This is a genomic window from Peptoniphilus lacydonensis (assembly GCF_900106515.1).
In the GTDB taxonomy this organism is placed as follows: Bacteria; Bacillota; Clostridia; order Tissierellales; family Peptoniphilaceae; genus Peptoniphilus_A; species Peptoniphilus_A lacydonensis.
Window position 1 is genome coordinate 152,111 of the sequence record NZ_FNWF01000003.1, and the last position, 22,060, is coordinate 174,170.

The window sequence follows — 22,060 nt, forward strand, 5'->3', positions numbered from 1 at the left end:
ATGATACGAGAAAATAAACTTTCAATTAATATAGGAAAATTTATCTTAATTATGTACTTTCTTATTTTTATTATTTCCATCTTTTGGACTCCTTTTAATCCAAACGAAATTGTTACAAATGAAAAATTCTTATCACCTTCACTAACTCACCCTTTTGGAACTGACAATATGGGCAGAGATATTTTATCTAGGATAATGGAGGGTACTAAGATTACAATTTTACTTTCCTTTGGGACAGTATTTTTTGCACTTATTTTTGGATCTATTATTGGAGCGTCGGCAGGTTATTTTGGTGGAAATGTAGATGAAATTCTTATGAGATTTATCGATTCATTAATGGCTTTCCCAGGAATTTTATTTGCAATGATGCTTGTTTTTATATTTGGTGCAGGTATTTTAAACACAATTATAGCAATTGGAACAATGTCAATTCCCTACTTTGCAAGAGTAGTTAGAAGTGGATTTCTGCAAGTGAAAGAATCTGCCTTTGTTAAATCTGCAATTGTAAAAGGTGCTAGCCCATTTTATATCGCAAAAAATCATATTTTCCCTAATATAAAAAATCAACTTATGGTAGCAATTATTTTATCAATATCTTCAGCAATATTATCTGAAGCAGGTCTTTCTTATTTAGGCTTAGGAGTTCGCCCGCCTCACCCTTCTTGGGGAAGAATGCTAAAGGAATCTCAATCTTATTTTTCGCAGGCACCTTGGTATTTTATCTTTTCAGGACTAAATCTTTCACTTTTAGTCCTTGGTTTTACACTTTATGGAGAAAGTTTTAGAAATAAAAGACTTAAGGAGAAAAAAGCATGAACAAATTATTAGAAGTTAAAGATTTGACAGTTGCTTTTAAATTAAATGATGCGTTAAAAAATGCAGTGAATCATATAAGTTTTGACTTATATGAAAAAGATTTTGTTGGACTTGTTGGGGAAAGTGGATGCGGCAAAACTGTTGCAACACAAACAATTTTAGGAATTCAAAGCCTTGATGCTAATATTTTATCAGGTTCATGCAAACTAAAAGATAAAGAAATTTTAAATATATCTGAAAAAGAATGGCAAAAATATAGAGCAACTTGTATTTCAACTATATTCCAAGAGCCAGGCTCTGCACTAAATCCACTTCAAAAAGTTGGAAAACAAATAGAAGAAGTTTTAAGAATTCACTATAATTTTTCTAAAGAAAAAAATAAAAAATTAGTATTAGAAACTATGGAAAAATGTGGTTTGAGAGATTCTGAAAACATTTATAATAAATATCCTCACGAATTATCTGGAGGAATGCAACAAAGAATAGTAATTGCCATGAGTCTTATTGCAAATCCTTATGTTTTAATAGCAGATGAGCCCACAACAGCACTTGATGCAAATATAGGAAAACAAATAATCGAACTTTTTATGGAAATTAGTAAATTATACGACGGTGCAATACTTTTTATTTCTCACGATTTAAATTTAATTGAGAAAATATCTAAAAGAATTTTAGTAATGTATGCTGGTAGAATTGTGGAAAGTGCAAATACTAAAGATCTTTTAAAAAATCCACTACATCCTTACACAAAGGCTCTTATAAAAGCTGTTCCTTCTTATAAAAAAAGAGGAGAAAAACTTTATAATATTAGAGGAAAAGTCCCTGCACTTAAAAATAGAAACAATGAAGGTTGTCCTTTTTGGGATAGATGTGATTACACAAAAGATATTTGCAAAATAAAGTTCCCTGAAAGCACCAATTTTAATGGTCACATTGTCAATTGTCATTTATACGGAGATGAAAATGCAAGAGTTATTAAAAATTGAAAATATTGGAAAAACTTTTAAATCTTCTTCTTTATTTTTTCGCAAAAAAGAAAATATTGCATTAAAAAATATTAATTTTTCTATCTATAAAGGTGAAATTTTTGGACTTGTTGGAGAAAGTGGATCTGGAAAAACTACTCTTTCAAATATAATTCTAAGACTTTTAAAAGAAAGTGAAGGCAAAATTTATTTTAAAGGAAAAGATATTTCAAAGTTTTCTAAAGACGAACTATTTAATTATAGAAAAGAAGTTCAGATAGTTTTTCAAAATCCTTATTCTGCACTGAACCCCAAAAAGACAATTGGATTTTCACTAAAAGAGATTTTAAATATTCATAATTTATACACTGAAGAAGAAAGAGATAAAAAAGTTTTAAAAATTTTAAAAGATATTGAGTTAGAAGAAGATGTCTTAGAACAATATCCAAGCAGTCTTTCTGGTGGTCAAAAACAGAGAATTGCCATTGGACAAGCTTTAATTATTAATCCAGAATTTCTAATAATAGACGAAGGAGTTTCGGCACTAGATGTAAGCATACAAGCACAAATTTTAAATTTAATAAAATCTTTGCAAGAGAAATATAACTTTACTTGTCTTTTTATTTCTCACGATTTAAATGTTATTTCTTATTTGTGTGACAGAATTGGAGTACTTCTAAATGGAGAACTTGTAGATTTATTTCAAACTGAAGATTTAAAAAATTCTAATCGAAATGAATACACAAAAAAACTTTTTTCTTCAATAAAATTTGATTAATAAAAAATAAAGCTGCAAATAACATTATTACTTACAGCTTTATTTTTATTTTAAAAATTCTCTTATTCCTCTATTATTTCTTCTTCTAATTTTATTTATTTCTCTTCTACTTTCATATCCTTCAATTATTTTTTTCTCTTCAAGAGTTTCAGGTTCAATAAGAGGTATCTTACCAGCTTCAGTCCCCTTGCACTTAAAAGTTAAAAAACAAAATGCTGCAAGTTCCATCTCTCCTGTCATTGATTCTTCTTTTACAAATTTTGTAAATACTTCTACAGAAGTATTGCCAACACCTGATATATATGTTGTCGCCGTTAAAAAATCACCTTGATTTATTGGTCTAACAAAATTAAAACTATCACATGAAATAGTTGCAACTTTTCCTCTAGTATGCCTTATTGCACAAGTTCCAGAACTGTGATCTGCAATTTCAAAAAGTCTAGGACCGTACATTGTGCCACCAGTATTTAAATCAGTAGGCATAACTCCATAGGTAAAAACAACCTTTGACTCTGAAACTTTTTTTGAATTAGTAAAGGTATTTTGCAACTTCAGCACCTAACCTTGCGTTATTTTTTACTAAAGCAATATTTGATTCAAGAGATTTTCCATCAGTTACCTCCAAAACTTTTGATAATAAAAAAGGTGTTGTTTCTTTTCCATGAATTTCCTTTTCTTCTGCCTCTACAAGAGCTTTTTCTATTGCTTCATTAATTTTTTCTTCATCCATAGAATCTTTTTCTGGGATTGGATTTGTAAGAAGTATTCCACCACTTAGTCCAAGATTCCATTGTGTATTTGCCACATCTGCTGCTTCCTTTGGATTTTTTATATTATAATCAACTTTGAATTCACTTTTTCTTGTAAAGAAAGCAGGCATATAATCTGTTTGATATCCAAATACTGGCACACCCTTTGTTTCAAGATACTCAAGTGTATGACCAATGTCAAGGATTGATTTACAACCTGCGCATACAATCATTATGTCATTTGACGCAAGTTCTTCAAGATCTCTTGAAATATCAAAGGTAACCTCTGCATTTCTGTGAACTCCTCCAAGTCCACCTGTCACAAAAATCTTAATTCCAGCAAGTCTTGATGCAATAATTGTTGATGCAACAGTTGTAGCTCCATTTAGTCCCTTAGATACAATATATGCAAAATCTCTTCTTGATGTTTTTATAATATCCTCTGATGTTGCCATGAATTCTAATTCTTCATCTGTTAATCCAATTTTTATTTTTCCGCCAATAATAGCAGTTGTTGCAGGAACAGCACCATTTTCTCTAATAATTTCTTCACAAGCTTTTGCCGTTTCAATATTTTGTGGATATGGCATTCCATGTGAAATAATTGTAGATTCAAGAGCAACTATTGGCACTCCATCTTCTCTTGCCTTTTTAACTTCATCACTGTATTCAACATATTTTTTTAACATTTCACTATTCATCATGCATCTCTCCCTTTAAATTATTTTCATTTAACTCTCTTGAACATGAATTATGACTTTTAAGTGTAATTCTAGCTGCACACTCTGCAGATAATAATCTCTTTTCAGTTTCAAAATTATTGTAGAGTCCATAGGAATACCCTGCCATGAAGGCATCACCTGCTCCACTTGCACTTACAACATCAACTTTTTTTGACTCTTTTTTAGTCTTAAAATTCTTATCAAAATAATAAGAACCATTGCTTCCATTAGTTATAACAAGACTGTTAAGACCCTCATTTAACAAAGAATCTCCTAATTTTTCAATTTCTCTTGTTTCAATTCCAACCAAAGCTTGTGCTTCATAAATATTTACTTTTAAAAAATAAATTTTGTCCAGTAAATTTTTTATTTTCATCACTTTTCTTGTGGAAACTCCATCAATTAAAAACTTGCCTTCTATATTTGTTAGCAAATAATTTAAAGTTTCTTCCTCTAAATTTGTATCTACAATTGTAAATTTTGCATTCTCTATTATCTTTTTATTTTTATCGATGTAATTTTTATCTATATTTTTTATTAGATCCATATCGCTTACAGCAACATACATATCTTTAGATTCATCTAAAATTGCAAGATAATGTGGTGTAATACCTTCAGTTATCAAAACTTTGGATACATCTACATTTAATGAATTAAGTTCTGACAAAATATTTTTTCCTGCATCATCTTTCCCAAGAACAGAAAGAAAAGTTGTACTCACACCCAATCTAGTAAGATTCTCACAAATATTTCTTCCAACTCCACCACTTGAATATTTAATTTTTCCAGGATTAGAATCCTTTCCTCTTAAAATATCAAAGGAGTAGCCTGTTATATCCATGTTACATCCGCCAAGGATTGCTACATAATTATCCTCTCTTAAAATATAACCCCTGCCAAGAATATAACCTGATGTGACCAAATTATTTATATGAGCAGAAACTCCAGGCCTTGTTATATTAAGTTCATCAGCAATTTCTTGTTGTGATATTCTTGGATTTTTCTTTATTAAATTTATAATTTCCCTTTCCCTTGGTGTCAAAAAAATCACCTCTAATCATTTAATTAGATTGTAATCAAAAGATTAGAGGTTGTCAATAATTTATAAAAATTTTTCTTGATTTTCTTTTAATTTATCTTCGTGAATCGCTTCAATATAACAATTTCTACAAAGTGGTTCATATTCTTCAACAGCTCCAAGTTCAACTCTCTTGTCGCTTTTTATTTTTCTATGAGAAACCCATGCATCTGTTCCGCATCTTTTGCATACTGCATGATGCTTATTTAAATAATCAACCTTAGGCATTATCTCTTTTACAATTTCAAAAGGTCTTGCCATGTAATCCATATCAAGTCCTGCCATTACAACAGTAATACCCATTGAAAGTATTTTTTCTAAATTTTTAATAACGACTTCTGGCTCGTCATTTAAAAATTGTATCTCGTCAATTCCTATTACTTCAGGTAAATTTTTCTTTGCAAAATCTAAAATTTCTCCAATTGATTCAACTTCAATAGCATCTAAAGAAATTTTATCATGAGTAACTATTTCAGACTTTGCGTATCTTTTATCCACAATCGGTTTAAAAGCAACTACTTTATAATTTGCAATAGAAAATCTTTTTAAGTCTTTTTCAAGAGAACTAGTTTTACCCGAAAACATAGAACCTGTGTGTAGAATCATTCTGCCTTTATACTGATGCATATTAACTCTTAGCCTCTATATTCTTCAATTAAAGCTTTTTCTATTACAATATCATCTAGTGGCTTATCCATAAAATCAATTTTTGATTTTGCAATATCGTCAACTACATCCATTCCATCAAAAACTTGTCCAAAAACTGTGTGTTTGCCATCTAGCCAAAATGCTCCTCCAAATTCTTTGTAAGCATTCCTAATTTCCTCTGGAAATCCACTTTTATCACCATCTTCTTCCCATTCAGAAATAATATAATTGGGAATTTTATCTCCTTGAACTATAAAAAATTGTGATCCATTTGTATTTGGTCCAGCATTTGCCATAGAAACAGCTCCCCTAAAATTTCTAAAATTAGGATGGAATTCATCATCAAAAGATTTTTTCCATTTACTTTCTCCGCCACGACCAGTTCCCGTAGGATCTCCACCTTGAATCATAAAATTTTCTATGACTCTATGAAATATAATTTCATCATAATATTTATCTTCTATAAGTGAAATAAAATTTTCTACTGCAAGAGGTGCTGCCTCATCAAATAATCTTATTTTTATATCACCCCTATTAGTTTTAAGAACTGCAACCTTTTCTCCAACTGTAGGTTTTTCAAATTGTTTTAACATTTTTTCTCCTTTCAAACATAAGTCTTCATATCTATTCTAAAACCATCTGTCTTTTTTCGCAAATTTAAATAAATAATTGTCAAAAATATACCTTTCAGTACAGACGACAAACTCATAGCTACCCAAATTCCATTTATCTCTAAATCTGGTATAAGAAAAGTTCTGTTTTTAAAAGAGATTTAAAAATATTTCCCTTTAATAAATTGACCTCTTTCATTTGTTAGCAGTCGCCTTGATCTGTTATTATTATCGGTCCATTCTTTGTTATAGCAAGTTGGTGTTCATATTGTGCAGATAGAGATCCATCCTTTGTCCTGGCAGTCCATCCATTATCATCAATTGTAAGTTCTTTTTTTCCCATATTAATCATTGGTTCAATAGTAAATACCATACCTTCTTGAAGCCTAATGCCACGACCTGGCTTTCCATAGTGAAGAACTTGTGGATCTTCGTGCATTTCCTGTCCTATACCATGTCCAACAAATTCTCTAACAACAGAATATCCATTTTCTTCTGCATGTTTTTGTACAGCTGAACCTATATCTCCAAGTCTATTTCCAATTACAGCTTTTTCAATGCCCTTATACATACATTCTCGTGTCACTCGTAAAAGTTTTTTAGCATCTTCAGAAACTTCGCCTACTTCATAAGACCAAGCAGAATCTGCAAGCCATCCATCAACATTTACAACCATGTCAACTGTGATAATATCTCCATCTTTTAAAACATATTCTGATGGAAATCCATGACAAATTTCATCATTTACTGATGCACAAATTGAATAAGGATATCCTTCGTAACCTTTTTGTTCAGGATATGCTCCTCTTTCCTTTAAATAATTTTCTACAAATCTATCTATCTCAATAGTTTTTACCCCTGGTTTTATAAAGTGTCTAAGTTCGTGATGAACATCTGACAAAACTTTACCAGCTACTTGCATCTTTTTTATTTCTTCTTCTGTTTTAATAATAATCATTTTAACTCCTTTACAATTTCACATAAATCCTCATCTGTCTTTGCCCAAGTATAAGCATCACAATTTATTTCTATCGCCTTTATTAATTCTTCTTTTGCCTCTTTTTTGTAATTTAAAAGTGAAAAAGAACAAGCTTTATTATAGTGTAAATTGACAGAATTAGGAAAATCCATAAGTCCTCTATCTAATATATTTATAGCAGAAAAATAATCTTTTTCTTCAATATATATTGCTGACATATTTAAAAATAAAAATGGATTTTGAAATTTATCAATTGCTTTATAATAATATTCTAGTGCTAAATTATTATCCTTTGATTTTTTTGCCAAAACTCCCATATTATAAAGTGCCCTTCCATAATCAGGTTTTATTTCAAGGGACTTTTTAACAAATTTTTCTGCTAAGTTGTCTTTATTTTTTGCTTCATAAATAGAACCAAGATCATTGTAACTTACAAAATCAAATCTATCTATTTCAATAGTTTTCTTTAAATACTTTATTGCAAGTTCAGTTTCTCCCAATTTGTCATAAGAGTGAGCAAGATAATAATATGCTCTGTCATAATTTGGATCTATCTCAATCGCTTTTTTATAATTTTCAACAGAATAAATTAAATTTCCACCTAAAAAATCATTTGTTATAGCAAGCCCATAATATGCTCCAGCAATTTCTTTTATATCTAAAATTTTTATAAAATATTTTTTTGCTTCGTCATAATTTTTTTCTCTCAAATAAATATCAGAAAGCTCAAAATACACAGAAATTTTTTCATTATCTTCTTTTGCAAAATTAAGAGATTTTAAGAGAGTTTCCTTTGCTTTTTTATAATTACCTTCAAGTAAAAAATCTTCTGCTAAAATTAAATAGTTCTTAAATTTTAAGTCCATAAAAAACCTCAATTCTTATTCTATTATATATTATTTTTTAAAATTTCACAGGCATGGAAATAATATTTAAAAGATTATATAATATCTTTGGTGATTAAATGAAAAGATTTCTATCTTTTAACGATTTTTTTTGTGAATATTTTTCTGGAAAAACTGTAAAGCTTTCTCTTGATGGAGGATTTTCATGTCCTAATAGAGATGGAACTCTATCTACATATGGTTGTATTTTTTGTTCAGATAAAGGAAGTGGAGAATTTGCTGCGTCAAGAAACTTTTCTATATCAAATCAAATTGAATTACAAAAATTATTTTTGTCCAAAAAATGGAAAGCAGAGAATTATATAGCTTACTTTCAAAACTTTACAAACACCTATGGCTCTATTGAAAAGATAAAAAAAATTTATGATGAAGTAGCTTCTAGGGATGATATTTCTGCTATTTCAATTGCAACGAGATGCGACTGCCTTGACGATGAAAAAATAAATTATTTAAAAGAAATTTCTAAGAAAAAAACACTTTGGTTAGAACTTGGAATGCAAAGTGTAAGTGAAAATACTATAAAGTTAATAAATCGTGGCTATACTCATAAATTCTTTGATGAAACTATAAATAAACTTAAAGATGCCAATATTTTATTTTTAATTCACACAATTTTTGGACTTCCCTATGAAGATGAAAGAGATTTTACAAATTCTATAAATTATATAAAAAAAATAGTACCCTTCGGTGTTAAATTTCACAACTTGTATATTCTAAAAAATTCTCCGATTTATAAACTTTATAAAAAAAATAATTTTAAAATTTTATCAAAAGAAGAATATATTGAAACTATTATTTACGCTCTTGATAATATAGATAAAAAAACTGTTGTACATAGAATAACAGGCGATCCTCCAAAGAAAAATCTTTATAAACCAAAGTGGTGTTCCGACAAATTATCTGTCATATCAGAAATTGACAAAAATTTAAAAGAATTAAATAAAAGTATAGTCAATGAATCTGAAGTAAAAAAAATTTCAAATTATTGGAAGAAAAAGGATAATTTCTTTATCTGCAATTAATGAAGAAATTAAATATATTTAGTGTATAATGTATACTGTAAATAAAAATTAATAAAAATTAAAATTTATAAAGGAGCAAAATGAAAAACATTTCTAAAGATATAATAAAAAAATTTAAAGTTAAATTTGTAATACTTGGATCCGATGAAAATGCTTATGGAGTTGCTCGTATTCTAAATGACAATTACGGCTTAATATCCACTGTATTCTGTCAAAAACCACTCCCAGCAACTGATAATTCAAAAATTTTAGATAGAAAAATCATAAATAATTTCTCTAATGACAAAGTTTTCGTAGACACTATGATTAATTTTGCAAAGGATAATAATGATTCAGCTCTTATAACAATTCCTTGTGGTGACGAGTATTCAAAGCTACTTAGCAATAATAAAGATAAGATAAAAAAATACTATAAATTTAATACTCCATCTACAAATTTAAATGAGAAACTAGAAAATAAAATAGATTTTTATAAATCTTGTGAAGAAATGGACATCCCTTACCCTAAATTTACAATTATAAATAATTCAAAAGAAATAGAAAATCTAAATTTACAATTTCCACTTATACTTAAACCCAATGATTCAATTTCCTATGTGAAATTATCTTTTCCAAATAAATACAAAGTTTACACTATTTATGATTTTGACGAATTAAAATCTGTCGTTAAAACTATTTATGATGAAAATAATTACGAAGGTACTATGCTTGTTCAAGAATATATACCAGGGCCTGCATCTAACCAAGCTTCTTTTAATGTTTATTGTGATAAAAATGCTAAAGTTAGAATGATGGTATATGGACAAATTTTACTTGCAGATCCCCTTCCTCTTAGAATAGGAAATAATGATGCTATATATACAAAATATATGCCTGAGCTTTTTGACTTTTATAAAGAAAAATTAGAGTCCATCAATTATACTGGTTTTTCAAATATAGATCTCAAATATGATCCTCGTGACAATACTTATAAAGCCTTCGAGATGAACTTAAGATTACCTCAAAGCCATTATTTCATGGCGGCTGGTGGTGTCAATGTACTTGATTTTTATATTAGAGATCTTTTAGATTTAGGATTTGAAGAAGATGTTTATTATCACAAAGAAACCTCAAAAATTTGGATGAATGCTCATCCAAAACTTTTAAAAGAATACACAGATGAAAGATATCATGCCACAATTGACAAACTTTTAAAAAATGGCTATGAGTTCACAATTAATAATAAAAAAGATTTTAGTTTTAGCAGAAAAAAAACTTATTTAAAGAGAAAGTACGGTTCAATTAAACATTATAAAATGTATTATAAATTAGAAAAATAAATAAAAACAAAAACTGGCTAGATTTTACTCTAGTCAGTTTCCATTTTGTACTTTATTATACTATTTTCTTTTGTTGCTTCTTCTCCAGATATTCATCTTTTCTGCATCTTTTATAAGTTCATCTCTAAATTCTGGTGCAGCAATATTAATTATTCCTTCTGCTCTTTCCCAAGTTGATTTACCTTTACAATTAAATTTTCCATATTCAGTTACAATCCAATGTGTGTTTGGTCTTGCAGCTGTTATTGCAGAAAATGTTTCAAAGTTTGGAACTATTCTTGATTCTTCTTTTCCAGTTTTTTTGTTCATAAATTTAGAAGATAGACAGATAAATGATTTTCCGCCCTTAGATAAATATGCACCTAAAACAAAGTCAAGTTGTCCACCTGCTCCAGATATATGTTTTGCCCCAGAAGATTCTGAACTTACTTGTCCAAATAAATCCACATTTACTGCATTATTTATCGAAACAAAATTATCTATTTGTGAAATTACTCTTGAATCATTTGTATAAGAAACTGGTGCTGCCATTGCATCAGAATTAAGATCTAAATATTCATACATTTCCTTTGAACCTGCCGCAAAACCATAAACTTGTCTAAATCTGTCAATATTTTTTTTAGCTCCAGTAATTTTACCTTTTTTAGCCATATCAACAAAAGCATCGACATACATTTCTGTGTGAACTCCAAGATCTTTTAAATCAGAATCTGCTATCATTGATCCAACTGCATTTGGCATACCGCCAATTCCTAGTTGAAGAGTTGCCCCATTTGGTATTTCTTCTACAATTAATTTTGCAACTTTTTCATCAACTTCACCAAAACTTCCCTTTGGAAGAGTAGCAATTTCTGGATTTTCTCCCTCAATAATATAGTCAACATCTTTAATTGAAATTTCATTTTCAAAACCACCAATACAAGTTGGCATATTTTCATTTATTTCAACGATTACTTTATCAGCTACTTCTGTCACTGCTTTTAAATGAGATGCATTTAAACCAAAATTAAAGTTTCCATGTTTATCCATTGGAGGTGTCACTATTAATGCAATATCAACCTTACAATTTTCCCTGTACCATCTTGGAAGTTCTGAATATCTAAGTGGAGCATAAAATCCTCCAGGTGTTTTATTAATTCTTACTCTATCAATTCCACTTGAGTGCCAAGAATTCCAAACAACCTTTTCTCCTTTGGGATCTTTTTTAAATACTTCTGGTTCCCAAAGAAGAACTCCACCTCTTAAATAAATTTCATTTAATTCATCAAGTCTACTTGCAAGTGCTTTATCGAAAGCAACAGGTGTAGTTCCTGCCCAAGCATAATCAATCCACATATTATCCTTAACCATTTCAGCAGCTTCTTTAGCTGTAATTAGTTTTTTCTGATATTCTTTAGAATAATCCATTATTTCCTCCTTAATTATAAATAATCATTATAAAAAGTATGAGTTCTTAAAAATTTAATATAATTTAAAAATCCATTCATTATATTTTTACTTTTTTCTTCATTTATTTCTATAATTATTTTATTTTTACCCCTTAAATCAAAAATATATGCACCCTCTACTTTAACATTATACAGATATTCATAAATTTTTGCATAAATTATTAGTTGATCTTCATAAATTTCTTTAAACCTTTCTATTGAAAGGTTCCCTGTCTTTAAATCCACAATGTAATATTTATCGTAAATTTTTATAACTTGATCTATATATCCCTTAACCAAGAATCCCTCTAAATCATAATAAAATAAAAGTTCCTTTTCCAATATATTATTCTCTTCCATTTCAAGATAATTTAAAGCTAACTTCCTTGCTATATTTAATTTTTCATCATTTATTTCTTCTTCATAAAATTTAAAAATTCCTTTTAGAATCTCATCAATATCTTCATTATCTATATAATTACTTGAGTATTCTTTTGCAAATAAATGGATAATATTTCCAAGTGTTTTTGGATCTATTAATTGATTTTTTCCACTACCTTTAGTGTACTTGTCAATTCCCAAAAAATATTTTTTATAAAAATCCACTGGACTCCTCTTATAATTTATAAAATCTGTCACTGTATAATATTCTCTTATTCTATTTTCAAAACTTATATCTAAATCTAAATAAATTAAATCATTTCTTTCTTCCTTTTTTACCTCAAGATTTTTTGAATTTTTATAATTGTTTGTACAATTATCTTTACCAATTAAATCAAAATATGAAGATTTTTTAGGATTGTCATAGTTTCCAAATAATATTAATTCCCTCTTTGCTCTAGTCATTGCAACATATAAGATTCTCTTTTCCTCTTCACTATAAATATCTTTTATTCTGTTTGAAATTTCCTTATATCTATAATCAGAAAAATCAGATTTTATAGCCAATCCAAGGTCCTTATCCACTATGATTTTTTCCCTAGGGCTGTTATTTTTGCCAACATCCATATGAGAAATAATCACCACATCAAATTCTAAACCTTTCGACTTATGAATAGTTAAAAGATTTATACCTTCTTCTAAATCTTCAAAATTTTGTAAACTGATAAACTTTTCATAATCCCTATAATCATAAGTGTTGTTCTCAAAAAATTCATTAGTAATTTCTTTAAATTTACATAGATATTGGAAATCACTAAGTTTAATAGTATTTAAATTAAAGAAATAAATCATTATCTCATCTATTAATTCATCGATTTGTAAAAATTTAGATTTATTTTTTAATTCTATTAAAAAATTTATAAAATAATTTATATTATCATTGAAACTTTTATGTTCGATTAAATCATTAAAATTTTCTACATTTGCATTTAAAATCTCCGCTAAATCTTTAAACTTAAAATTTAAAATTGGAGAATTAAAAAGAGAAAGAGTCGAAATAAAATCATCTGAACTATATATTGTGGACAAAATATTTTTTGTAACTTTCAAAACTTCAATTTCAGAAACATTTCTAGAACCCTTATTGAACTTTATATTATTTGTAGTTAAAATCTTACTGATTTCGTCTATTTGTGCATTGCTCCTTGATAAAATTGCCACATCTTTTTCTTCATACTTTTTTAAAAGATCTTCTATTAAATTAACAATTTCTTTATTGTCTTCTGAATTATAAAAATATACATCTCCACCACTCTCATAAGAATAATCAATTGAATCGTAAGGTTCAATTAAATTCTCGAAAGTTTTATTTATAAATTTTATTATTTTTCCATCGCTTCTATAATTTTTATTCATATCAAGAGATTTTCCACGATTTTTTATTTTATCAGAAAAATTAAAATAACTTTTAATATCTGTCCCTCTAAATCCATAGATAGATTGTTTGGGATCTCCAACTATAAATAAATTAGAATTTTCAAATGTATTAATAATATTATTTTGCAATTCATTAGTATCCTGATATTCGTCCACAAGTATGTGAGAATATCTATCCTTTAAGCTTTTTTGACAGTATCTATCTTTTAATATGCAATTAGTATATAAAATTATATCATCATAATCTATTACACCAATTTTCTTCTTCTCATTTTGATAGCTTTTGTGAATTTCCTTTAAGATTTTTATGATTATTTTGTAGTAATCTTTATTTTTTTCTTCTAAATTTTTCTTTAGAACTAAAATATATTCTTGAATATCCTCTATTTTTTCTATGTATTTTTTAGAAGTCCCAAGACTTTCTTCTATACAATTTAAAACTTCAAGATTGTAAAATTCCAAACTTTTTAATTCTGAAATATTTTCATCATAAAAATTCTTAAACTTTTTTCCGCTTACTTTTCTGTACTCCTCCAAAAGAATTATTAAATTATTAAAATCACACTTTTCTTTATCAAAATTTAAACTCTTATTTAAAATTTCATCAAAATCAAAATTATTATTTTTAAAGCTTAAATAAAGACTTATGAAAAGATCCTTTTCTTCAAAAGGGCTGGAATTAAAGTCTAACAAATAATTTTTATATTCTAATTCTTCTATACTATTTAATACTTTAATTACAGAATTTTCCAAAATTTCCTTTGACTGATTTTCTTCTAAAATTTTAAAGTTTGGATTAATTCCTAAATTAATAGAATAATCCTTAATAATTTCAGCTCCAAAAGAGTGAATCGTCATTATATTTAAATCTCTCTCGTCAAAGGATATATTTCCCTTTACAAGTTCTTTTGAAATTCTTCCGCGCATCTCTTCTGCAGCTTTTTTTGTAAAAGTAAGTGCCAAAATTTTTTCGGGATTTTTATACTTTTTTACAATATTTATAAATCTACTAGTTAAAACTCTTGTCTTTCCTGTTCCTGCTCCTGCCATTAAAGTTACATCTGTATCAATTGAGTTTACTGCTTCTAATTGAACTTCATTTAATTTCATTTTTTAATTTTTAAAATTTATTTGAATAAAACTTTAGCAAGAGAAATAATCATTTCATCATCCACTTTATAAAATATTTCTGTCCCTCTTCTCTCACTTTTCAAAACTCCAGCTCTTTTTAACTTCCCAAGATGAGATGAAACAGTAGGTTGTGGAATATCAAATTTTTCTTGCATCTTTCCAACATTAGATGGCCCTGTTTCAATTAAATTCTTAATAATTTTTAGCCTTACAGGATGTGCCATAACTTTTAAAACTTCAGCTATTTTTTCTAAACTTTCCATATCTTCTTTCATCAACTACCTCCTAATATGTATTGAAATAAATTAATTATATAATTTATATTCTTTGATTATAATATTGAAAAGTAAAGTCCTTGTCAATTATTTTATATAAATTACATTTTATGTAACTCCTTATAAAAGCTAATTTTAGCCACTTTGTTTTTACACTAAAATCTTAGACTTAATTTAGACATTGCTTTACCACATATTTTTAATAAAACAAAAAAATAAGGCTACTAACCTTATTTTAAATTTTTATAGACTCTATTAAATTATTAATTTGTCTATCAACAGCATCGGGTGCTGGACCTCCATATACCTTTCTATTTTTTAAGGAATTTTCTATTTTTATAAAATTATAGAGATCTTTTTCAAAGACTTTGTGAAAATCTTTATATTTTTCTAAGCTTATATTCTCAAGCTTTTCATTTCTTTCTATTGCATAATTTACAATCTGTCCAACAACACTATAAGCTTCTCTAAATGGCAAACCTTTTAAAACCAAGTAATCAGCTAAATCTGTTGCATTTAAAAATCCCTCCTCAGCAGATTCACGCATTTTTTCTTTGTTAATATAAATAGTTTTTAAAATTCCATTCATAATTTTAAGAGAACTTGTAACTGTCTTTACTGAATCGAAAAGTGGTTCTTTATCTTCTTGAAAATCTTTATTATAAGATAATGGTGTCCCTTTTAAAATTGTAAATAATGTCAATAAATCACCATAACATCTTCCACTTTTGCCACGAACAAGCTCAGCCATATCGGGGTTTTTCTTTTGAGGCATTATACTTGAACCAGTTGAAAATTTTCCAGAAAATTTAATATAACTATATTCACTACTTGAAAAATAAATAAGTTCTTCGCACAACCTTGATAAATGCGTCATAATAACTGAATTATTAAATAAAATTTCAAGTACATAATCTCTATCAGAAACAGAGTCCATTGAATTTTCTGTCGGCTTTTTGAAATTTAAAAGTTCAGTAGTCATAAATCTATCAATATTAAAACTTGTAGTTACAAGTGCACAACTACCAAGAGGATTCTCATCAAGTCTATCAAAAGTTTCAGTAAGTCTATCTAAATCCCTAGAGAGCATTTGCCCATAACTTAAAATATAATGGGCAAAAGTCGTCACCTGTGCGTGTTGCATATGTGTAAAACCTGGCATAATTGTTTCTTTATTTTCTTGTGCAATTTCTATTATCGTTTCAATTAATTTCTTTATTTCAGATTTTATTATAATTAAACTTTTTTTAGAATAAAGTCTTAAATCAAGTGCACATTGATCATTCCTAGATCTCGCTGTGTGAAGCTTTTTTCCAACATCTCCAACTCTTCTTGTAAGTTCATTTTCTACAAAAGAGTGAATATCTTCTTCACCTAAATCAATTTTAAGTTTATTATTTTTTATTTCTTCTAAAATATTTTTTAATTCATTTGAAATAATTTTGCAATCATCTTCTGTTATTATACCAACTTCGCCTAACATTTTTACATGAGCAAGAGATCCCTTTATATCTTCTTCAAATAAAATTTTATCAAAATCAATTGATTTGTTAAATTCATGTGTAAAATTCTCTAAACCTTCTAAGTGACTGCCCCATAAATACATATTAAACTCCTTTATTTACCTTTGCATCTACAAGTGTAGAAAGTGAATACAAATTAATAAATCCATCTGCATCCTTGTGTGAATATAAACTTTCCGCTCCATCTCCAAAAGAAGCCAAGTCCTCACTATAAAGTGAATTTTTTGATGTAACTCCTGCTGGAATTATATTTCCCTTGTAAAGTTTTAACTTAACTATACCTGAAACATCTTTACAAACTTCACCAGCAAAAGCAAGGAGTCCCTTTAAAGAACTTGAATACCACTTACCGTCATATACAAGTTCTCCAAATTTTATTGCCAAATAATCTTTTAAGTGAGCTGAATCCTTATCAAGAGTAATTGATTCTAAAATTTCAAGTGCTTTATATAAAATCGCTCCACCTGGATTTTCATAAACTCCACGACTCTTCATCCCAACAAGACGATTTTCAACTATATCGTCTATTCCTATTCCATTTTCTCCCCCAACCTCATTTAAATATTTCAAAAGATTTGCTGGCGACATTTTTTCTCCATTTACTGCAACAGGTTCTCCACTTTCAAATTCAATTTCAAGATTACAAACCTCATCTTTTGCTTTCATAGGAGATACAGAAAGTTCCAAAATTTTATCAAAATCTGGGTAATTTCCTGGATTTTCTAAATCAAGACCTTCATGTGACAAGTGCATTATATTTAAATCTTTTGAATAATTCGTTTCTCTTGAAATCTTTAGAGGAATATTATGTGCCTCAGCATAATCAATTTCTTCTTCACGAGATTTTATATCCCAAGTTCTCCAAGGTGCAATTATTGGCATATCAGGTGCAAAATGTTTTATTCCCATTTCAAAACGAATTTGATCATTTCCCTTTCCAGTACAACCATGACAAATTGCATCACAATTTTCTTTTTTTGCAATATCAACAAGAGCCTTTGCTATAATTGGTCTTGCGGTTGCAGTTCCAAGTAAATAATTTTTTTCATATTTTGCACCCATCTTTAAAGTAGGGAACACAAAATCTTTTACATATTCTTCTACAAGATCTACAATATAAATTTTTGAAGCACCAGTTTTTATAGCCTTTTCTTCTAAACCTTCAATCTCTTTTGTTTGTCCTACATTTCCTACAACTGCAATAACTTCACAGCCATAATTTTCCTTTAACCACGGTATTATTATTGATGTATCAAGACCACCTGAATAAGCTAGGGCAACTTTTTTATAATTGTTATTTTTCATTTTTCTTCCTCCAAATTTTATCAACTATTTTTTAATAACTTACAAATTGAGACTCAAAAAAAGTATAAAAAAATCGCCCCTATGAAGGGACGAAGAACGTGGTACCACCCAAATTTATATATTTCTATACCTCAAAAACTATAACGCGTAACCGTGCAAATCTAAATTTCGAAATGCAAGCTCCAAGCTCCTTTTCAAATTATCCTCCCTATTTCTTTTCACCAAACAGAAACTCTCTAAAAGTCTCGGATAATTTTACTAGTCTTTTCTTTGCTTATGTTGTTTGATATGCTACCAACATATTTTTCATTTGTCAAGACTTTTTTGAAAATTTTTAGAAGAAATTTATTTTATTTATAAAATAATAAATAAATTCATTGTCGCTAAAAAAATTATTTGTAAAATTCCCAAAAAACACTTGACATTTTAAATTTGTCGTAGTAAAGTTTTTAGAAATCAATGAAGTGGACAAAAAGTATTCTCATAACTTTTTTAGAGAGCAAGATTAGGTGAAAGCTTGCAAAGGAAAAGAATATAATAGAACCACAGAGATTCTACAAGGAAAATAGTATTTGCAGAGGTTAACTGCCTTAAAGTTTTGAGATATCTAAGGATAATTAGAGTGGTACCGCGGACTTCGCCTCTTTCGTAGAGGCGATTTTTTATTTTAAAATGGAGGTAAAAATGAAAAAAATAATAAGTACATCAATAATAATTTTAGCTGCCATAATCTTGGCTTTCACATTATTTTTAAATAAGTCCAAGGATAACTCTAACAGACTAGATGAAATTCAAAAATCTAGAAAAATTGTCATGGGATGTAATGCAAATTATCCACCTTTTGAATTTCACAAAAATATAAATGGAAAAGACGAAATAGTTGGCTTTGATATTTTTATAGCGAAAGAAATTGCAAAAGATTTAGGTGTCAAACTAGAAATATCTGACATGGAATTTTCTTCTGTACTTGCAAGTTTAGACACAGGAGTTATTGATCTTGCAATCTCTGGCATTTCAAAAACTGCTGAAAGAGAAAAATCTATGGCATTTTCAAAAGTTTACTATGAACCTAAAAATTACTTATTAGTTAATTCTAAAGATTTTGGGAAATATAAAAATGAAGATGACGTAAAAAAATTAACTATTGGAGTACAAACTGCAACAGAGCAAGAAGAAATTGCTAAAAATTTAAATATAAAAAATATAGTTTCTCTTCCAAAAACTCCTGACTTAATTGCTCAATTAAATAAGGGGCTTATAGATGGAATTATTGTAGAAAAATGTGTGGGAGATAATTATGAACTCTCAAATAAAAATTTAAAACTTGAAGATAGTTTTTATTTTGAAGCTAACGTTGATGGAACAGCCATTGGACTTAATAAAAATGACGATGAACTTCTTAAAGCTGTAAACAAAACTTTAGATAGGCTTAAAAAAGAAGGCAAAATTGATAAATATTACAACAAAGCCTTGGAACTATCTGTTAAGTAGGTGATCTTATGGAAAATATTTATAAATTAGAAAACAATAAACTTTCTAAAAATAAGATAATTAATATCCTTGTAATTCTAGTATTTATCTTATTAATATTTATTTTTGGAAATCTAATAATAAACTTTTTTGGCACAAGTGCAGAAATTTTTAAGGATTACAGTTCTTATTATTTAAAAGGTCTTGGAGTTACCATTTCACTTTCTTTAATTTCAGTTTTACTTGGGTCAATATTGGGATTTTTTTTATATCTCATGAAATCTTCTGAAATTAAAAGTTTAAATATACTTTCTAATATTTATATAGAAATTGTGAGGGGAACCCCTATGCTAACTCAAGTATTTTTTATATTTTTTGGGCTTGCAACTTTAATTAATTTTAAAGACTTTGGAATTTCAATTTCTACTTTTGCGTATATCACAGGTGTAATCGCTGTGAGTTTAAACTCTGCTGCTTATGTTGCAGAAATTATTAGATCAGGAATAAATGCAATCGACAAAGGTCAATGGGAGGCTTCAATTTCACTTGGAATGAAAAAATCTCTAGTTATGGAAGAAATAATACTACCACAAGCTACAAAAAATATTTTACCAGCTCTTGCCAATGAATTTATAGCAGTAATTAAAGAAACTTCTATTATCTCAACTATTGGTGTTACAGATATTATGTACAATGTAAATTTAGTTAGAGGTTCTTCTTATAAATCTCTAGAACCACTTATTATTGGCTCCCTACTTTATTTTGCAATTACTTTTACTCTTACAAGATTATTAAAATTTGTGGAGGGAAAATATGATAAAAATTGAAAATTTGTATAAATCCTTTGATAACAAAGAAGTGTTAAAAGGAATTAACTTAAACATTAAAAATTCAACGGTAACAACAATTATAGGAGCAAGTGGTTCTGGAAAATCAACACTCCTTCGATGTATTAATCTTCTTGAGAAATGCGACAGTGGAAAAATCTATCTAGATGGATATGAAATTACTGGAGAAAATTCAAACTTAGAAAAAATAAGGCTAAAAATTGGAATGGTTTTTCAAAATTTTAATCTATTTCCTAATAAAACTGTACTAGAAAATATTACTCTAGCTCCCATTAAAGTCAAGGAAGAAGATGAAAAATCTGCAAAAGAAAATGCAATAAAACTTTTACAAAATATGGGCTTAGAAGATAAAAAAGACTCCTATCCTAATTCGCTTTCTGGTGGTCAAAAGCAAAGAGTTGCTATTGCAAGAGCACTTGCAAATAAACCAGATGTGTTATTATTTGATGAACCTACATCTGCACTTGATCCAGAAATGGTAAAAGAGGTATTAAATGTAATAAAAAATCTCTCATATAAAGGGCTTACTATGATAATCGTGACACATGAAATGGGCTTTGCAAAAGAAATATCAGATACAGTTGTATTTATGAAAAATGGAATTATAGAAGATATTGGAAATCCTGAATATATATTTAATACAACGAAAAATAAAAATACACAAAAATTTTTAAATGCCGTACTATAATTTAATTTTTTATAAAAAATTTTATGTTCGCTCATGTTTTATGAAAAATTTCCTAAACAAAAAATCTCTTATCTTTTTATACTAACTTAAAGACAAGAGATTTTTTTACTATTTATTTATTTTTACAGTTTTTGTAACTCCATCCCACTCTATCTTTGCTCCCAAAATTTCTGAAATTGCTCTTAAAGGTACAAAAGTCCTAGAATTTTTTACAACTGCTGGAGAATCAATTGCAATATTTTTTCCATTAGAATCGATTTCTTTTGATCCAATAACAAGACTAGCTTTGTTATCTCCAATTACAACAGTTTTCGTTTCAGATTTCCAATTAACTTTTTCTCCAAGTGCTTCTGAAATAAATCTAAGCGGCACCATAGTCCTTTCATTTTCAATATAAGCTGGTGTTTCTGATTGTATTTCGCTATCATTTACAAAAATTCTTATTTCAGAATTAGTTTCTTTTTTTTTGCTTTCTGTCTTTATTTCAGTTTTAGCTTCTTTATTTTCTAAAGTTTTAGCATTTGCCCAATCAAATTTTAAATAAGCCTTCTGTTCTCCTGAACCTTTTCCTCCACCTGCAATGGAATCCATTGCATCAACCCAAACTGCAACAAGAATTTTTTCTTCTTTTGGATTTTGTCTTTCAAATTCGTGAACCTTGCAATACTCCCCCTCATTTGGAGTTTGTTTTGTCTCAACTCTATTAGAGTTTTCATCTCCTTCGTAGATGAAAAGATTTGTAAGTTCACCCTCCATATTCATAAACTCCATCTTTCTTAAATAAAGTTTGTAAATAAATTTTCCATCTTTTTCTTCTACCTCTGCCATTTGCTTTAATGATGAATTCCCCATAGAGTCCTTTCCAGGTTCTCCATATTTTTCAAGTTTTACTGGAACTTCATATTTTGTTCCAGCTGCAAATATTGAACTTGGAATTAAAGCTAATACTAACATCAATGATAAAATTAATTTTTTCATTTTTA

At 28.1% G+C, this 22,060-nt stretch carries 21 protein-coding genes and 2 other annotated features; of the genes, 8 read left to right on the forward strand and 13 right to left on the reverse strand.

Annotated features, from left to right (window positions below; all coding sequences use genetic code 11):
- From BQ5450_RS02510 to BQ5450_RS02520, 3 genes are read left to right on the forward strand one after another with little or no spacing between them, the layout of a single operon-like run.
- The gene (locus tag BQ5450_RS02510) at positions 1-816 is read left to right on the forward strand and encodes an ABC transporter permease (RefSeq protein WP_083379697.1); all 816 of its coding nucleotides are present in this window, start codon (positions 1-3) and stop codon (positions 814-816) included.
- Entirely contained in the window at positions 813-1,802 is a 990-nt protein-coding gene (locus BQ5450_RS02515) for an ABC transporter ATP-binding protein (RefSeq protein WP_071125888.1), read from the forward strand. The genes BQ5450_RS02510 and BQ5450_RS02515 overlap by 4 nt, the downstream gene beginning before the upstream one ends.
- Positions 1,780-2,559: an ABC transporter ATP-binding protein gene (locus BQ5450_RS02520; protein WP_071125889.1), complete on the forward strand. Its 780-nt coding sequence runs from the start codon at positions 1,780-1,782 to the stop codon at positions 2,557-2,559. The genes BQ5450_RS02515 and BQ5450_RS02520 overlap by 23 nt, the downstream gene beginning before the upstream one ends.
- Positions 2,560-2,604: 45 nt before the next feature.
- Here the strand turns inward: BQ5450_RS02520 and BQ5450_RS02525 are convergent, their stop codons facing one another.
- From BQ5450_RS02525 to BQ5450_RS02555, 7 genes are all read right to left on the reverse strand, one after another.
- Complete coding sequence (locus tag BQ5450_RS02525) at positions 2,605-3,108, reverse strand: acyl-CoA thioesterase (RefSeq protein WP_199820664.1); 504 nt, start codon at positions 3,106-3,108, stop codon at positions 2,605-2,607.
- On the reverse strand, positions 3,089-4,012 hold the full coding sequence (locus BQ5450_RS02530) for a pseudouridine-5'-phosphate glycosidase (protein WP_026038608.1): 924 nt from the start codon (positions 4,010-4,012) through the stop codon (positions 3,089-3,091). The genes BQ5450_RS02525 and BQ5450_RS02530 overlap by 20 nt, the downstream gene beginning before the upstream one ends.
- Positions 4,002-5,072 carry a carbohydrate kinase gene (locus BQ5450_RS02535; protein ID WP_071125890.1) on the reverse strand — a complete coding sequence of 357 codons (1,071 nt, stop codon included), beginning with the start codon at positions 5,070-5,072 and terminating at the stop codon, positions 4,002-4,004. The genes BQ5450_RS02530 and BQ5450_RS02535 overlap by 11 nt, the downstream gene beginning before the upstream one ends.
- Before the next feature lie 60 nt (positions 5,073-5,132).
- The gene (locus BQ5450_RS02540; protein ID WP_071125891.1) at positions 5,133-5,735 is read right to left on the reverse strand and encodes a thymidine kinase; all 603 of its coding nucleotides are present in this window, start codon (positions 5,733-5,735) and stop codon (positions 5,133-5,135) included.
- 8 nt (positions 5,736-5,743) lie between these two features.
- On the reverse strand, positions 5,744-6,349 hold the full coding sequence (locus BQ5450_RS02545) for a peptidylprolyl isomerase (RefSeq protein WP_071125892.1): 606 nt from the start codon (positions 6,347-6,349) through the stop codon (positions 5,744-5,746).
- 220 nt (positions 6,350-6,569) lie between these two features.
- Positions 6,570-7,325 (reverse strand): type I methionyl aminopeptidase, encoded by a 756-nt coding sequence (map, locus tag BQ5450_RS02550; protein WP_010246871.1) that lies wholly within the window; start codon positions 7,323-7,325, stop codon positions 6,570-6,572.
- Positions 7,322-8,212 carry a tetratricopeptide repeat protein gene (locus BQ5450_RS02555; protein WP_071125893.1) on the reverse strand — a complete coding sequence of 297 codons (891 nt, stop codon included), beginning with the start codon at positions 8,210-8,212 and terminating at the stop codon, positions 7,322-7,324. The genes map and BQ5450_RS02555 overlap by 4 nt, the downstream gene beginning before the upstream one ends.
- Before the next feature lie 98 nt (positions 8,213-8,310).
- Between BQ5450_RS02555 and BQ5450_RS02560 the strand changes: the two genes are divergently transcribed.
- Positions 8,311-9,273: a tRNA modification radical SAM protein MnmL/YtqA gene (locus BQ5450_RS02560; RefSeq protein ID WP_071125894.1), complete on the forward strand. Its 963-nt coding sequence runs from the start codon at positions 8,311-8,313 to the stop codon at positions 9,271-9,273.
- Between the two features lie 80 nt (positions 9,274-9,353).
- Positions 9,354-10,592 (forward strand): carboxylate--amine ligase, encoded by a 1,239-nt coding sequence (locus BQ5450_RS02565; protein WP_010246878.1) that lies wholly within the window; start codon positions 9,354-9,356, stop codon positions 10,590-10,592.
- 60 nt (positions 10,593-10,652) lie between these two features.
- Here BQ5450_RS02565 and BQ5450_RS02570 read toward each other — a convergent pair whose 3' ends face one another.
- The 5 genes from BQ5450_RS02570 to BQ5450_RS02590 form a co-directional block, all read right to left on the reverse strand.
- Positions 10,653-11,999: a butyryl-CoA:acetate CoA-transferase gene (locus tag BQ5450_RS02570; RefSeq protein ID WP_010246881.1), complete on the reverse strand. Its 1,347-nt coding sequence runs from the start codon at positions 11,997-11,999 to the stop codon at positions 10,653-10,655.
- A 14-nt stretch (positions 12,000-12,013) separates the two neighbouring features.
- The gene (locus BQ5450_RS02575; protein WP_071125895.1) at positions 12,014-14,947 is read right to left on the reverse strand and encodes a UvrD-helicase domain-containing protein; all 2,934 of its coding nucleotides are present in this window, start codon (positions 14,945-14,947) and stop codon (positions 12,014-12,016) included.
- Positions 14,948-14,964: 17 nt separating this feature from the next.
- Entirely contained in the window at positions 14,965-15,243 is a 279-nt protein-coding gene (locus BQ5450_RS02580) for an ArsR/SmtB family transcription factor (RefSeq protein WP_010246885.1), read from the reverse strand.
- A gap of 235 nt (positions 15,244-15,478) precedes the next feature.
- Positions 15,479-16,849, reverse strand: coding sequence for an argininosuccinate lyase (argH, locus tag BQ5450_RS02585; protein WP_071125896.1), 1,371 nt, complete (start codon positions 16,847-16,849; stop codon positions 15,479-15,481).
- A 1-nt stretch (position 16,850) separates the two neighbouring features.
- Entirely contained in the window at positions 16,851-18,071 is a 1,221-nt protein-coding gene (locus BQ5450_RS02590; RefSeq protein ID WP_071125897.1) for an argininosuccinate synthase, read from the reverse strand.
- A gap of 82 nt (positions 18,072-18,153) precedes the next feature.
- Positions 18,154-18,351, reverse strand: a binding site (T-box leader).
- 170 nt (positions 18,352-18,521) lie between these two features.
- Positions 18,522-18,719: a binding site (T-box leader), on the forward strand.
- 36 nt (positions 18,720-18,755) lie between these two features.
- On the opposite strand from BQ5450_RS02590, the gene BQ5450_RS02595 reads away from it, so the two are divergent.
- From BQ5450_RS02595 to BQ5450_RS02605, 3 genes are read left to right on the forward strand one after another with little or no spacing between them, the layout of a single operon-like run.
- Positions 18,756-19,562 (forward strand): transporter substrate-binding domain-containing protein, encoded by an 807-nt coding sequence (locus tag BQ5450_RS02595; protein ID WP_071125898.1) that lies wholly within the window; start codon positions 18,756-18,758, stop codon positions 19,560-19,562.
- Positions 19,563-19,570: 8 nt separating this feature from the next.
- Entirely contained in the window at positions 19,571-20,368 is a 798-nt protein-coding gene (locus tag BQ5450_RS02600) for an amino acid ABC transporter permease (RefSeq protein WP_071125899.1), read from the forward strand.
- Positions 20,355-21,077, forward strand: a complete 723-nt coding sequence (locus BQ5450_RS02605) for an amino acid ABC transporter ATP-binding protein (protein WP_071125900.1) — start codon at positions 20,355-20,357, stop codon at positions 21,075-21,077. Before BQ5450_RS02600 ends, BQ5450_RS02605 begins: the two co-directional genes overlap by 14 nt.
- A gap of 108 nt (positions 21,078-21,185) precedes the next feature.
- On the opposite strand, the gene BQ5450_RS02610 is transcribed toward BQ5450_RS02605, so the two are convergent.
- Positions 21,186-22,055: a copper amine oxidase N-terminal domain-containing protein gene (locus BQ5450_RS02610; RefSeq protein WP_071125901.1), complete on the reverse strand. Its 870-nt coding sequence runs from the start codon at positions 22,053-22,055 to the stop codon at positions 21,186-21,188.
- Positions 22,056-22,060 lie beyond the last annotated feature (5 nt).

Excerpts from the sequence above, each read along its gene's own strand:
- BQ5450_RS02560 (WP_071125894.1), top strand. The coding sequence starts at position 8,311 with ATGAAAAGATTTCTATCTTTTAACGATTTTTTTTGTGAATATTTTTCT.
- BQ5450_RS02570 (WP_010246881.1), bottom strand. The coding sequence starts at position 11,999 with ATGGATTATTCTAAAGAATATCAGAAAAAACTAATTACAGCTAAAGAA.
- BQ5450_RS02605 (WP_071125900.1), top strand. The coding sequence starts at position 20,355 with ATGATAAAAATTGAAAATTTGTATAAATCCTTTGATAACAAAGAAGTG.
- BQ5450_RS02520 (WP_071125889.1), top strand. The coding sequence starts at position 1,780 with ATGCAAGAGTTATTAAAAATTGAAAATATTGGAAAAACTTTTAAATCT.
- BQ5450_RS02510 (WP_083379697.1), top strand. The coding sequence starts at position 1 with ATGATACGAGAAAATAAACTTTCAATTAATATAGGAAAATTTATCTTA.
- BQ5450_RS02565 (WP_010246878.1), top strand. The coding sequence starts at position 9,354 with ATGAAAAACATTTCTAAAGATATAATAAAAAAATTTAAAGTTAAATTT.
- BQ5450_RS02600 (WP_071125899.1), top strand. The coding sequence starts at position 19,571 with ATGGAAAATATTTATAAATTAGAAAACAATAAACTTTCTAAAAATAAG.
- BQ5450_RS02545 (WP_071125892.1), bottom strand. The coding sequence starts at position 6,349 with ATGTTAAAACAATTTGAAAAACCTACAGTTGGAGAAAAGGTTGCAGTT.
- BQ5450_RS02595 (WP_071125898.1), top strand. The coding sequence starts at position 18,756 with ATGAAAAAAATAATAAGTACATCAATAATAATTTTAGCTGCCATAATC.
- BQ5450_RS02590 (WP_071125897.1), bottom strand. The coding sequence starts at position 18,071 with ATGAAAAATAACAATTATAAAAAAGTTGCCCTAGCTTATTCAGGTGGT.
- argH (WP_071125896.1), bottom strand. The coding sequence starts at position 16,849 with ATGTATTTATGGGGCAGTCACTTAGAAGGTTTAGAGAATTTTACACAT.
- BQ5450_RS02530 (WP_026038608.1), bottom strand. The coding sequence starts at position 4,012 with ATGATGAATAGTGAAATGTTAAAAAAATATGTTGAATACAGTGATGAA.
- BQ5450_RS02580 (WP_010246885.1), bottom strand. The coding sequence starts at position 15,243 with ATGAAAGAAGATATGGAAAGTTTAGAAAAAATAGCTGAAGTTTTAAAA.
- map (WP_010246871.1), bottom strand. The coding sequence starts at position 7,325 with ATGATTATTATTAAAACAGAAGAAGAAATAAAAAAGATGCAAGTAGCT.
- BQ5450_RS02540 (WP_071125891.1), bottom strand. The coding sequence starts at position 5,735 with ATGCATCAGTATAAAGGCAGAATGATTCTACACACAGGTTCTATGTTT.
- BQ5450_RS02575 (WP_071125895.1), bottom strand. The coding sequence starts at position 14,947 with ATGAAATTAAATGAAGTTCAATTAGAAGCAGTAAACTCAATTGATACA.
- BQ5450_RS02555 (WP_071125893.1), bottom strand. The coding sequence starts at position 8,212 with ATGGACTTAAAATTTAAGAACTATTTAATTTTAGCAGAAGATTTTTTA.
- BQ5450_RS02610 (WP_071125901.1), bottom strand. The coding sequence starts at position 22,055 with ATGAAAAAATTAATTTTATCATTGATGTTAGTATTAGCTTTAATTCCA.
- BQ5450_RS02515 (WP_071125888.1), top strand. The coding sequence starts at position 813 with ATGAACAAATTATTAGAAGTTAAAGATTTGACAGTTGCTTTTAAATTA.